Raw genomic sequence first — 13970 nt, forward strand, 5'->3', positions numbered from 1 at the left:
GTATGTTAAAAAGAGTGTATAAGACGGCTGTACTTGCCCTGTTAGGGGCCTGGAGTTTTACGGCAGAGGCGCAGGATACCATCAAGTATACCGGCAAAACCTTATCTAATGTCGATTATCATCATGGGCAACTCAGCCCGGCCATCGGCGTGCACAACATCCAGGTGATGCGGGCTAACCGGGAGAACCCGACGCCGGCCAACGGCTTTGGGTGGACCTACAACCACGCCCCCATGCTGGCCTACTGGAACAATACCTTCTACATGAACTACCTGAGCGACCCTGTGGGTGAGCACATTCCGCCCAGCCAGACGCTGCTGCAAACTTCTAAAGACGGCTACAGCTGGACGGGGCCCGAAATAATCTTCCCTCCTTACAAAGTGCCGGACGGCACCCGCAAAGAGGGGCACCCTGGCGTGGCCAAAGACTTGTACGCCATTGTGCACCAGCGCATGGGCTTCTACGTGTCGAAAGACAACCGCCTGCTGGCCCTGGCTTATTACGGCATCGCCCTCGATGCGAAAGATGACCCGAACGATGGCAAGGGCATCGGGCGCGTGGTGCGGGAGATCAAGAAAGACGGCACCTTTGGCCCGATCTATTTTATCCGCTACAACTCCTCCTGGGATAAGAAAAAGTCAGAGTTCCCCTTCTACACCAAGAGCAAGGACAAGGGCTTCGTGAAGGCTTGCAAAGAGCTGATGGCAGACCCGCTCATGATGCAGCAGTGGGCAGAGGAGGCCGACAGAAACGATCCGCTTATTCCGCTCAAAAAAGAGTACAAGGCGTTCAGCTATTATCACCTGAAAGATGGCAGAGTGGTAGGCCTCTGGAAACACGCCTTGACCTCCATGAGCAAAGACGGCGGCAAAACCTGGCAGTACGATGCGCTGCGTGCGCCCGGCTTCGTGAACAGCAATGCCAAGATCTGGGGCCAGAAAACTTCTGACGGCCGCTATGCCACCGTGTATAACCCTTCGGAGTTCCGCTGGCCGCTGGCCGTTTCTACCAGCGACGATGGCTTGGAGTACAAAGACCTGCTGCTCGTGAACGGCGAGATTTCGCCGATGCGCTACGGCGGCAACTACAAATCCTACGGCCCGCAGTATGTAAGAGGCATCCTGCCCGGAAACGGCACGCCTCCCGACGGCAACATGTGGGTAACCTACAGCATGAACAAGGAAGACATGTGGGTGTCTAAGATCCCGGTGCCGGTTACAAGTAAGGTGAATGGTCATGCCGATGTGAACTTTGCCAACATATCTGAACTGAAGGACCTGGCAGATTGGAATATCTACAGCCCGCTGTGGGCACCGGTAAACATCGAAAAAGCGACAGACGGCACCAACGCACTGGCACTTCGCGACAAAGACCGCTACGACTACGCCAAGGCTGAACGTGTTATCCCGTCCTCCAAGCAGGTAACGGCAGAATTTTCAGTGATTCCGGCCCAGAACGACAAGGGCCAGCTGCACATCGAGTTTCAGGATGCCAAAGGCAATCCGGCTATCCGCCTGATTCTGGATGCAGACGGCAATTTCAAGAACAAGGCAGGCTACCGGTTGTCGAACATGATGAAATACGAGGCTGGAAAGCAGTACAATGTTCGGGTAGAGGCAGATGTGGCGGCCAGAACCTACCACGTGTTTGTAGATGGCAAAAAAGTATCGACCCGTATTTTCTTTGCCCCGGTTGCTTCCATCGACCGCGTTATGTTCAGGACCGGCGAGGTACGCCGCTTCCCCGATGCCGATACCCCAACCGATCAGGATTACGACCTGGAGAACCCGGGAGAACCGGAAGCAGAGGCAGCCTTTTTCATCAAATCCTTTAAAACCGAGAACCTGAACCTGTAAGGTCAGCGCCCAAAATTGAGATTAAGGCTCCGGAGGGGTGTTTTCATTAAAATAATTCAGAGATGGCACGCGCCGCCTCACCACCCGGCAGGAACTTAAAAGCCTGCCGGGTTTAATGCCCAAAAACAGCGATGTTAAAAGTGAATTTATTTTTTTGCGCCTTGTTTGTCCTGCTTGCCTACCGCGTGCAGGCCGACGTGGCGCTGCCCAAAATCCTGCAAAGCAACATGGTGCTGCAGCGCGACAAGCCGCTCCCTGTCTGGGGAACTGCGGCGGCAGGCGAGGAAGTGACCGTGACCTTTGGCAAACAGGAGAAACGCGCAAAGGCAGGAGCAGACGGCAAGTGGCAAGTAGTGCTCGACCCTTTGCAAACCTCCGCCACACCCGCCGTTATGACCATTGCCGGAACCAACACCATCCGTCTGGAAAACCTGCTGGTAGGGGAGGTGTGGCTGTGTTCGGGTCAGTCGAACATGGAGTTCACCATGAACAAGAGCGCCAAGTATGCCGATGCCAAACGCAGCAAAGGCCCTTCAGAGGAAGAAATAAAGAAGATAGATTACCCGAACATCAGGGTCTTTCTGGTGAAGAAGGATCATTATAAAAAAGGGGGGCTGCCCACCGCCTGGGAAGAAGCCGATTATGAAGCAGTGAAAGACTTCTCAGCCCCTGGTTTTTTCTTTGCCGAAAAGCTGCACCAGCAGCTGAACATTCCTATCGGCATCATTGCTGCTTCAGTATCTGGTAGCCACATTGAACGATGGGCGCCGGAAGAAGCGTTAAAAGGTCAGCAGGGCTTTGATGTGGAAGCGACAAAGACCCAAGAGGAAGTAGGAGACATCAAGGACGGAAAGTTCTATTACGGCATGATACAGCCGCTGGCCCCTTTTGCCATGCGCGGTTTCCTGTGGTACCAGGGCGAAACCAATTGCTTCCAGAGCGAAACTTTCGACTACACCGACAAAATGGAGGTGCTGATCAACACCTGGCGGCACATCTGGAAAGACAGGGAGATGCCCTTCTATTATGTGCAGATTGCGCCGTTTGCATACTCTCAGAGCGAAGACAAGCACCCGCGAACCACCGAAACCTTACCTGCGTTCTGGGAGGCTCAGGCAGAGGCGCTCAAAATACCCAACACCGAAATGATCGTGACCACCGACCTGGTAGACAGCATCGCCGATATTCATCCGACTTATAAATGGGAAATTGGGCGACGATTGGCCAACGTGGCGCTGGCCAAGAGCTATAGCAAAAAGGTGGTTTATGCCGGCCCGGTGTACAAGCAGATGAAAGTGAAGGGAAAGAAAGCCGTGCTGGAGTTCGACCACATTGGCAGCGGCCTCACCAGCTACGACGGCCAGCCGCTTTCCTGGTTTACCGTTGCAGGCGCCGATGGGACGTTCGTGCCGGCAAAAGCCGTCATAAAAGGCCGAACTGTGGTGGTGTCGGCACCGGGGGTAAAGGTGCCAGTGGCCGTTCGATTTGCCTGGCATGAAGCCGCTCAATCGAACTTTTTTAACAAAGAAGGTTTGCCAGCCAGGCCCTTCCGCACCGATGCCCCGGAGTGGCAGCCGAAGCTGTAGTCAGGTAGAGTAGCAGCAACAGCAAGCTCCGGAGGGCCTTTCTGATTAGAATAATCGGGTTGGCTGTCCAATCGCTTAATGGTTAAAGGAGTGATCAGAAAGTGTGATGTTAAACTCATAACTTTCAACTCTTAACTTACATACCGTTTAAAGTCTCTTTTGCCTCTGGAGGGCTGTTTTCATTAGAATAATTGCTTCAGAGCCTCACAGACAGCATTATGCCGGCACCGGGGAGTGTTGGAGAACCAAATCTGGCAGGTTAATAATGCCGGGTTTCAGACAAAACATAGAATTCAAAAATTAGCTATCTTATATCTTTCGTGAAAAACTATATCTATATCCCAGTCATTATCCTGTTATCGGGTGTGCTTTCGCTCCTTGGCAGTGGAGAAGCTGCTGCCAATGTGCAGCTGCAGAACCTGCGCTGTGAGCTGCTGCAAAACCCCGAGGGCATCGATGTCACCACGCCCCGGCTGAGCTGGGAACTAACCGGCAAGCAGCGGGGCATCGGGCAAACAGCCTACCAGATCCTGGTGGCATCCACCCCCGAGAAACTGGCGGCCAACGACGGCGACCTCTGGAACTCCGGCAAGGTAAGTTCCGGCCAGTCGGTGCACGTGCTGTATGCCGGCAAACCCCTAGAGAGCCGCCAGGAAGCTTACTGGAAAGTAAAGACCTGGACCGGGAACGGCGAAAGCTCCTGGAGCGAACCCGCCTACTGGAGCATGGGGCTGCTGCACTATGGCGACTGGGCCGGGCGCTGGATCGGCATGGACAAGCTGTCTCCCTGGGATCAGGAAGAGAGATTCTCGCGCCTCTCTGCCCGCTATTTCCGTAAGGAGTTTGAAGCGCCTAAAAAGATCAAAAAAGCCAAAGTATATATCATAGGCCTCGGGTTATACGAGCTGTACCTCAACGGGCAGCGCATCGGCGACCAGGTGCTGGCGCCAACGCCTACCGACTATTCCGAAAATGTAAAATACAATACCTTCGATGTAACGGAGCAGCTAAAGTCCGGCAAAAATGCGATCGGCACTGTGTTAGGCAACGGGCGCTTCTATACCATGCGGCAGTACAAGGCCTATAAGAACAAAAACTTCGGCTACCCTAAAATGCTGCTCAATCTGGTGATCGAATACACAGACGGTACTACCGAAAAAATCCGCACCGACGAAAGCTGGAAAATGACGGCCGATGGCCCTATCCGGACCAACAACGAATACGATGGCGAAGAATACGATGCCCGCAAAGAAATGCCCGGCTGGAACACAGTAGGGTTCGACGACAAGCAATGGCTGCCGTCGGAGTATGTGCAGGAGCCCACCGGAGAGTTCGAGGCGCAGATGAATGAGAACATGAAAGTAATGCAGACCCTTAAACCTGTTTCCGTGAAGCAGCTGAAGCCTGGCACCTATATCGTGGACATGGGCCAGAACATGGTGGGCTGGGTGCGAATGAGAGTGCAGGGCAAGAGCGGCGACCAGGTAACGCTGAAGTTTGCGGAAGTCCTGAATGAGAAAGGCGAACTGGCCATGGCAAACCTGCGCGATGCAAAAGTAACTGATATTTACACCCTGAAAGGTGGCGCAGAAGAAGTGTGGGAGCCGTCTTTTGTATACCACGGGTTCCGCTATGTGGAAGTTTCCGGTTACCCTGGCAAGCCTACTGCCAACAGCTTCGAAGGCCGCGTGGTGTACGATGCCATTCAAACAGTAGGCAGCTTCAGGACTTCCAACCCCATCATTAACCAGGTGCACCAAAACTCCTACTGGGGCATCAAAGGAAATTACAAAGGTATGCCGATAGATTGCCCGCAACGAAATGAGCGGCAGCCCTGGCTCGGCGACCGCCCTGTACAGGCCTATGGCGAAAGCTTTATCTTTGACAATGGAAAGTTATATGCCAAGTGGCTCGACGATATTCAGTATGCCCAGAAAGCTGATGGCTCTATTCCGGATGTAGCCCCTGCCTTCTGGCGCTATTATAGCGATAACATGACCTGGGCGGGCACCTACCTGATGATCGCCGATATGCTGCACCAGCAATACGGAAATGTGCAGGCACTCGAGAAGCATTACCCATCCATGAAAAAGTGGCTGCAGTATATGCAGAACGTGTATATGACGGACGGCTATATCATGACGAAAGACAGCTATGGCGACTGGTGCGCGCCTCCGGCCACTATAGAAGAAGGCCGGGGCATGAACGCAAATGTGAAATACCCCAGTCAGCTAATTTCTACAGCTTATCATTATCACTACTTGCAGATGATGCAGCGCTTTGCCCGCCTTACGGGAAATGAAGGAGACATTGCAGGATATCAGGCCCTGGCCGAAAAAGTGCGGGATGGCTTTAACGATGAATTTTACAATCCGGAAGGGGCCTTCTATGGCGAGAATAAATTAACGGATAACCTGCTGGCCTTGTATTTCGGGCTGGTGCCTAAGGAGCAGGAAGCGGCTTTGTTCAAATCCATTGTCCATATTATTGAAGTGCAGAACAAAGGACATCTAAGCACCGGCGTGGTAGGAACCCAGTGGCTGATGCGCAGCCTGACCGAATTCGGGCGCCCTGACCTTGCCTACAGGCTTGCCACCAACACCACCTACCCCAGCTGGGGCTACATGGTAGCTAATGGGGCCACTACTATCTGGGAACTATGGAATGGCAATACTGCCGCCCCCAATATGAATTCTTACAACCACGTGATGATGCTGGGGGACCTGCTGAGCTGGTATTACGAAGACCTGGGGGGCATCAGATCCAGCCGGGAGCAGACCGGATTTAAGGAGATTGAAATGAAGCCCCTGATGGTGAATGGCCTGGAGTTCGTGAATGCCAGCTATCATTCCCTGTACGGCCTGATCAAAAGCGATTGGAAAAAGGAGAAGAAGCGGTTTACCTGGAACATTACAGTGCCAGGCAACACAAAGGCGGTGGTATACATTCCGGCCAGCTCTGAGAAAAGTGTGACGGAAGGAGGCAAAGCAGCTGCCAGAGCAAACGGCGTGAAATTTCTCCGCATGGAAGGCGATAGAGCCGTGTTCGAGGTCGGGTCAGGCTCCTATTCTTTTGTAGCGAAGTAAGATAAGACAGCAAAGAACTAGCAGCGTGCACACCTGCCCCGAAGCATTTCGGGGGCTCCTGCGATAGTCTGGGGATGAAACAGAAACAGCGGTAGCAAGATAACTGCCAGAAATAAATGATTTTAAACAAGAGTAATAAGCGTAACATGAAGAGATTTGTAATAGCGTTGGCTATTTTAGTATGCGGAAGTGCAGGATTTATGCCGGTGCAGGCGCAGAAGGAGAAATGGAACAAAGGCATACTGGTGGAGGAGTTTCTTTACGACAAAGCCCCTTTCCCATCCTGCCACTCTGCCACACTTGCCGAAACACCTACAGGCCTGGTTGCCTCCTTCTTTGGCGGTACAAAAGAACGTCATCCGGATGTGGGCATTTGGGTATGCCGCCAGCTGAATGGCGCCTGGACCGCGCCAGTAGAAGTAGCCAACGGTAACCAGGAAGACGGCAGCCGCCTGCCCACCTGGAACCCGGTACTTTACCAGATCCCGGGCGGTGACCTGATGCTGTTCTACAAGATCGGCCCGAAACCATCGGAGTGGCAGGGCTGGCTCAAAACCTCCAGCGATGGTGGTGCCACCTGGTCGGAGGCGCGCATGCTGCCCGAAGGATATGTTGGCCCTGTTAAAAATAAACCAGAGCTGATTAACGGCGAGCTGTTTTGTGCCTCCAGCACCGAAGGAGACGGCTGGAAAGTGCATTTTGAGGTAACCCCTGATTTTGGAAAGACCTGGCGAAAAATCGGCCCGATCGATAAAGGAGCAGAAAATTATGATGCCATTCAGCCAAGTATCTTAAAGCATGGCAATGGTAAGCTGCAGGTCCTGTGCCGCAGCAAGAACAGGACAATCGTAACCTCCTGGTCCGAAGACAATGGCCGCACCTGGTCACCGTTAGAGAAGGCAGAGCTGCCAAACAACAACTCCGGCACCGATGCCGTGACCATGGCCAACGGCCGCCATGTGCTGGTGTATAACCACGTGCTACCTCCGGGCGACCTGGCCAAAGGCCCACGCACACCCCTGAACGTAGCTGTTTCTAAAGACGGCAAAAAGTGGAAAGCGGCCCTGGTGCTCGAAGATTCCCCTATTAGCCAGTATTCCTATCCGGCTGTGATCCAGACTTCCGATGGCATGCTGCACTTTATTTACACCTGGCGTCGTGAGCGCATCAAGCATGTGGTGGTAGACCCGTCTAAAATGAAGACGAAGAAAATTAAGAAAGGCGAGTGGCCAGGAGGCAACCCGGTGGCGGGCGACGTGCAGGACCAGGAGGAGTAGAGCTTTGCCAAATTAGAAATTAGAATGGTGCGAGCGTCTTGGCTCGTGCCGACTTTTCTGCGGTCTATGGCCGCTTTGGGAACTTCCATTAGTGCGGACTCGCAGCTCCTGCTTTTGTGGAATTTGTTTTCTAATCATCTAATTAAAGATAAAAACAGCGGTACGAGCTACAAGCTCGCACCAGCAGAAAACTGCCAATTCGCACAAGCGGAGCAAATCTGTTGAAAACAAAAGTGAAGGCTTATGAAGGATTCAAAGAATCATCTTACAAATACACTTCCTGCTGACAAGGCAAAACCAACCACTGTCAATCGCCGCCATTTCCTGGGAGGTGCCGCTACGCTTGCAGCTGGGCTGCTGGTTTTCCCGGATCTGCTGGCTGCTTCTTCCACAAAAAGAGCAGTAACAATAGAAAGCTTGTTTGCGGCTGACCAGCGCTACAAAATCGCGGTGATCGACCTTATGATTTTGAAGCGCCAGAAAATAAGTGCCTTGCCGCTGGCAAAGGAAATCGGAGCCGATGGACTGGAAATTGACATGGGCGGCCTTGGCAACAGAGATACCTTCGAGAGTAAACTTGCCGACCCGGAAGTGCGACGGGAGTACCTGGACAAAGCCAAAGAGCTGAACCTGGAACTCTGCTCCCTGGCAATGACTGGCTTTTATGCGCAATCGTTCGCGGAGCGGCCTACCTACCAGCAAATGGTGGGCGACTGCATCGAAACCATGAAGCAGATGAACATAAAGGTCGGCTTTCTGCCGCTGGGCGTAAAAGGCGACCTGGTGCAGCACCCGCACCTGCGCCCCGCTATTGTGGAGCGCCTTAAGGTGGTGGGCAGAATGGCGGAAGAGGCTGGCGTGGTGATCGGTATTGAGACGGCCCTGGATGCCAAAGGAGACAAGAAGTTGCTGAAGGATATCGGTTCAAAAGGAATCAAGATATACTTTAACTTCTCTAACCCACTCAAAGAAGGACGCGACCTGCACAAGGAGCTTCGTATTCTGGGCAAAGACCGCATCTGCATGATCCACGCCACCGATGAGGATGGCGTGTGGCTGGAGAACAATACCCGCCTCGATATGCCGAAAGTAAAACAGACCCTCGACAAGATGGGCTGGAGTGGCTGGCTGGTGATCGAGCGTTCCCGCGATGCCACCAACCCGCGCGATGTAAAAGGCAACTTTGGTGCGAACACCCGCTACATGAAGTCTGTGTTTCAGGCTTAAATTATTAACTTGACGTGCGTTTGTGGCAAACAACAGCCCGGACCGCAAAAGTACAGTCGGTTTACTGATCTGTACATGATTAACCTAATTTTCATTTTTCAACCCTTATGAAAAAACCAGCTACATTTCTGCAGAGAGTAGTGATCTTTTTTTGTCTGTTTCTGACCGTTATGTCTGTAGAAACCGCCAAAGCCCAGCAGCAGCAGCAACCCCAAGCCACCTGGATCTGGTATCCGGGCGATTACGAGGTTTGGCTAAGCAACCAGATGCAAAACCGCCGTACCGAGCGAGGCACCTTTTTCCCGCCTTTCTGGCGCATGGACAACCATTATGTACTGATCGACTTTCATAAGGTATTCGACCTGAAGGAACCTGAGGAGATCGAGATTTTTGCCGAAGGCCGCTACAACGTGAAGCTCAACAGCAAGATGGTGAACGGCACGCCTGAAAAACTCACCATTCCGGCCGGAAAGCAGAAAATAAACATTAAAGTGTATGCGCAGGACAGGGTGCCCGCTTTGTTCGTGAAGGGCAAGACCATCATGACGGATTCTACCTGGCTGGTGACTTACGAAGACAAGGAATGGATAGATGAGTCGGGAAAAGTGTCGGACCAGTCGGGCACGAAATGGCTCATGGCTGGCAACTGGAATTTTAATACGCCAGATAATCTGCCATCAGCTTTTACATTACCCACCACTCCTCAGAAGGCCGCCAAAATCGACCGCAAAGGGCAGTCGATCCTGGTAGACTTCGGTAAAGAAACCTTCGGCTTTATAAAGCTGCACGGCCTCAAAGGCAAAGGAAAAGTATCGCTTTACTACGGCGAGTCGGTAGAGGAAGCCCTGTCGACAGAGTTTTGCGAAACCCTGGACCACCTGAACATCGATCAGCCGCAGGCAGCAGACCTGACGCTGGAGCACTCGCAGGCGTTCCGCTACGTGAACATCCAGTTCGATCCGGGCATCACGATTGCCGACGTATCGATGCTGTACGAGTTCCTGCCGATGGCCGACCGTGGCAAGTTCCGCAGCTCCGATGAGCAGCTGAACAAGATCTGGGACGTTTCAAAATACACCATGGAGCTCACCACCCGCGAGTTCTTTATAGACGGCATCAAACGTGACCGCTGGATCTGGTCTGGCGATGCCATCCAGAGCTACCTGATGAACTACTACCTGGGCTTCGACTCGCCTTCTGTAAGGCGCACTATGCTGGCCCTGCGCGGCAAAGAGCCTACCACCACGCACATCAACACCATTATGGACTACACGCTGTACTGGTTCATCGCTATTAACGACTACTACCAGTACACCGGCGACAAGCACTTTATCCAGCAGTTTTACCCGCGCATGCAGACCCTCATCGATTTCTGCTTGGAGCGCCGCAACGAAGACGGTTTTATGGAAGGCATGGCAGGCGACTGGGTATTTATTGACTGGGCCGACGGCCTGAGCAAGCAGGGTGAGGTGAGCTTTGAGCAGTTGCTGCTTGCCCGCAGTTTAGAGACCATGGCGCTTTGTGCCGACATTGTGGACGATAAAGAAGGTGCCGCCAAATATTCCAAGCTGGCTGCCGACCTAAAAGAGAAGCTATTTTCTGTGTACTGGAACGAGCAGAAGCAGGCGCTGGTACACAGCCGCGTAGATGGCAAACAAACTGAGAACGTGACCCGCTACGCCAACATGTTCGGCATCTTTTTCGACTACTTTAACGAGAGCCAGAAGCAGGGCGTGAAACAGAATGTGCTCCTGAACGACAAGGTGCAGCAGATAACCACTCCTTATATGCGTTTCTATGAGTTGGAGGCCCTCTGCGCCATGGACGAGCAGGATTACGTGATGAAGGAAATGAAATCGTACTGGGGTGCCATGCTTGATCTGGGAGCCACTTCGTTCTGGGAAAAATACGATCCAACAGAATCCGGTGTGGAGCACCTGGAAATGTATGGACGTCCGTTTGGCAAGAGCCTTTGCCATGCCTGGGGAGCCAGCCCGATTTACCTGCTGGGCAAATACTACCTCGGCGTGAAGCCGCTATCGCCAGGCTATGCCACTTACGAAGTAGCACCAGTGCTGGGCGGCCTGAAATGGATGGAAGGCACCGTGCCCACACCAAACGGCGACATCAACATTTACTGCAGCACCAGCCAGATAAAAGTGAAATCCACCGAAGGCACCGGCACGCTGCGTTTCAAGAGCAAGTCGAAACCAAAAGCCAAGGGAGCCACTTTCCAGTCGAAAGGCAACAATGTGTATGAGATGAAGATTGAGAAGGGCAAAGACTATGTAGTTTCCTATAAGGCTGTTTAAAGGCAGTCTGGCACCTGGAACTTCCGGAGCCGAAAACCGCTCCGGAAGGCCATTTTGATTAGAATAATCGGGTTAATGTGCTGAAGTGCTGATCTGGGAGTTTTGGGATCTGGAATAAAGCGATAGATCTTTCAAATTTGCGTTGTGACTAACAGGTTTATAGTCAGTATATGAACAAATTATTCTAATCAAAATGGCCTTCCAGGACTTATAAATGGTAACTTCTTCGCTGGTGCGAGCTTGCAGCTCGTACCTTGAATTCCTGAGAATCCCGAAGAATGTCAACCAGATAAAAGGGGTACGAGCTACAAGCTCGCACCAGCACAAACGGCTTTATTACGGCTACATTGCGATTCCGGACTTCTTAGTCAGGATGAGCAGCTGCAAGCAAAGTGTATTTTGACATTTCGACATCAGGTGAGATGTGAGAGTTCATGATCATGAACTCTGACGTTGGCATGACATCATCGGAATAGACGTTTTTAAAGGGACTGTCCTTAACCAGCACATGCATAAAATTAAAGATTACACGGTTTATTCGGCCAAAGCCAAACTGGCCAAACCCATTGCCGATGCCACCCATACGCTCACGGAGATCTCCTTTATCGTGTTGAGAATCCGGTTGGAGAGCGGCGTAGTAGGGGAGTCTTACCTGCTCAGCTTCCAGTACAGCCCGGCCGCGATCGCCGGTGCACTGAAAGACGTGGGTGAGATGGTAGTAGGGGAGCAGGTGTACGACACGGTAAAGGTTTTTGAGAAAGTAAATGCCGCCAACGAATATTTCGGGCTGGAGGGCATTAACAGGTGGGCACAGGGAGCCTACAACATTGCCATGTGGGACGCCTGGTGCAAAACGCTGGGTCAGCCGGTTTGGAAGGTACTCGGTGCCTCCAGAACCAAAGTGCCGATCTACGGAAGCGGTGGCTGGATCTCCTACTCGGTGGAGGAGCTTATAGGCGAAGTCAGCGACTACAAACGCAGAGGCTTTCAGGCTGTGAAAATAAAAGTAGGCAAACCCGACTGGAAAGAAGACCTGGAGCGATTGCGTTTGGTGCGTGAGGCCGTGGGCAACGACATCAACATCATGATGGATGCCAACCAGGGCATGAACGTGCCCACCGCCCTGATGCTGGCCAGAGCCGCCCGCGAACTGAACATCCACTGGTTCGAAGAACCGATCGACCATGCCGATTTTCAGGGATACCAGCTCCTGCGCAACCAGGCTGGCATCTCACTGGCCATGGGCGAGCGCGAGTACTCCACTGTGCCGCTGAGGGAGCTGCTCGTGCGCAATGCCCTCGACATCTGGCAGCCGGACATTCTACGGCTCGGTGGGGTGGAGGCATGGCGCAACAGCGCAGCCCTGGCCGCCAGCTTCAACATTCCGGTGCTGCCGCATTACTACAAAGATTACGACATTCCGCTGCTCTGCACCATCGCCAACGGAGCCGGTGCCGAATCGTTCGACTGGATAGATCCTTTGATTGACCATCCCTTAGAAATAAAAGACGGTTTTGCCTCGCCCCACGACAGGCCAGGCTGGGGCTTCGCCTTCAAAGACGAAACCCTGACGGAGCTGTAGGTGCCAAATGCTGCGCTAGTTAGGTTGAGCCCTTTTCTGAATAAAAGTCTTCGGAAGGCCTTTTTGATTAGAATAATTTGATCAGGCACAATATGGTTAATGTATTTATGCTGGTGCGAGCTTGTAGCTCGTACCCTGAATTTTTAAAACTGCAAAGGTACTGGCCAATTAAATAATGGTACGAGCTGCAAGCTCGCACCAGCAGCAGACAATAAAGTCCTATGTGTCCTGATACCTGTGCCTCAAAAAAATGGATAAACTAAAAGAACTCTTCTCGCTGGAGGGGCTGCGCATTATCGTGACGGGCGCATCGAGCGGTCTGGGCTTGCACCAGGCCATTACAATGGCGGAGTTAGGTGCCCAGGTGTTTGCCCTGAGCCGGTCAGGTGCCATTAAAGTCGATTACGAAGGAGAGGTGCCCAAAAGCATTGTGTTTGGCAGGCTCGATGTGTCGGATGAGAAAGACATACAGCGGGTTTTTACCGAAATAGGGGAGGAAGGCGGAATAGATGTGTTGGTGAACAACGCTGGCATTACCAAGCGTAAACGCGCCGAGGAGTTGACGACTGAGGAATGGAACGCCATACATGACGTGAATGTGACGGGCCTGTTCAACTGCTGCAAGTACGCATACCCTTTCCTGAAAAACTCGCCGCATGTGGGGCGCATCATCAACATCGGGTCTATGGCGTCGCACCTTGGTTTCTCGGAGGTGGTGCCCTACAGTTCCAGCAAAGCTGCTGTGCAGGGTATTACCAGGGGCCTGGCCGTGGAGTGGAGCCAGCATAATGTGCTGGTAAATTCCGTTTCTCCGGGCTGGTTCCCATCGCTGATGAGCGAGCAGGTGATGGACGAGGACCGGAAAGCCCGGATTCTGGACCGGATGCCGCTGCACCGCTTCGGCAAACCGCAGGAACTCTCGCCCATGGTTTGTTTTCTGGCCTCGCCAGCCGCCACCTATATTACCGGTCAGGACTTTTGCGTAGACGCAGGTGCCCTGGCTTATGGTTTTTAATACAATTCAGTTCATTTTTTTTCTGCTAC

At 52.6% G+C, this 13970-nt stretch carries 8 protein-coding genes; all 8 read left to right on the plus strand.

From position 1 onward, the window contains the following. The first annotated feature begins 2 nt into the window (after positions 1-2). Positions 3-1856 carry an exo-alpha-sialidase gene (locus FJM74_RS08065; protein ID WP_187262078.1) on the plus strand — a complete coding sequence of 618 codons (1854 nt, stop codon included), beginning with the start codon at positions 3-5 and terminating at the stop codon, positions 1854-1856. A 140-nt stretch (positions 1857-1996) separates the two neighbouring features. Beyond that, a complete protein-coding gene (locus tag FJM74_RS08070) occupies positions 1997-3442 on the plus strand; it encodes a sialate O-acetylesterase (protein WP_206684018.1) in 1446 nt (481 codons plus the stop codon). A gap of 320 nt (positions 3443-3762) precedes the next feature. Beyond that, positions 3763-6528, plus strand: a complete 2766-nt coding sequence (locus FJM74_RS08075; protein ID WP_317175544.1) for a glycoside hydrolase family 78 protein — start codon at positions 3763-3765, stop codon at positions 6526-6528. A 146-nt stretch (positions 6529-6674) separates the two neighbouring features. Further along, positions 6675-7805 (plus strand): sialidase family protein, encoded by a 1131-nt coding sequence (locus tag FJM74_RS08080; RefSeq protein WP_187262079.1) that lies wholly within the window; start codon positions 6675-6677, stop codon positions 7803-7805. Positions 7806-8048: 243 nt separating this feature from the next. Continuing rightward, the gene (locus FJM74_RS08085; protein WP_187262080.1) at positions 8049-9032 is read left to right on the plus strand and encodes a sugar phosphate isomerase/epimerase family protein; all 984 of its coding nucleotides are present in this window, start codon (positions 8049-8051) and stop codon (positions 9030-9032) included. A 170-nt stretch (positions 9033-9202) separates the two neighbouring features. After that, positions 9203-11344 (plus strand): alpha-L-rhamnosidase-related protein, encoded by a 2142-nt coding sequence (locus FJM74_RS08090; protein ID WP_187262081.1) that lies wholly within the window; start codon positions 9203-9205, stop codon positions 11342-11344. Between the two features lie 508 nt (positions 11345-11852). After that, the gene (locus FJM74_RS08095; RefSeq protein WP_187262082.1) at positions 11853-12926 is read left to right on the plus strand and encodes a mandelate racemase/muconate lactonizing enzyme family protein; all 1074 of its coding nucleotides are present in this window, start codon (positions 11853-11855) and stop codon (positions 12924-12926) included. A gap of 250 nt (positions 12927-13176) precedes the next feature. Next, positions 13177-13941 (plus strand): SDR family NAD(P)-dependent oxidoreductase, encoded by a 765-nt coding sequence (locus FJM74_RS08100; RefSeq protein WP_187262083.1) that lies wholly within the window; start codon positions 13177-13179, stop codon positions 13939-13941. Positions 13942-13970: the final 29 nt, after the last annotated feature.

Origin of the sequence: Pontibacter beigongshangensis (assembly GCF_014332515.1) — a bacterium.
Lineage (GTDB): Bacteria > Bacteroidota > Bacteroidia > Cytophagales > Hymenobacteraceae > Pontibacter > Pontibacter beigongshangensis.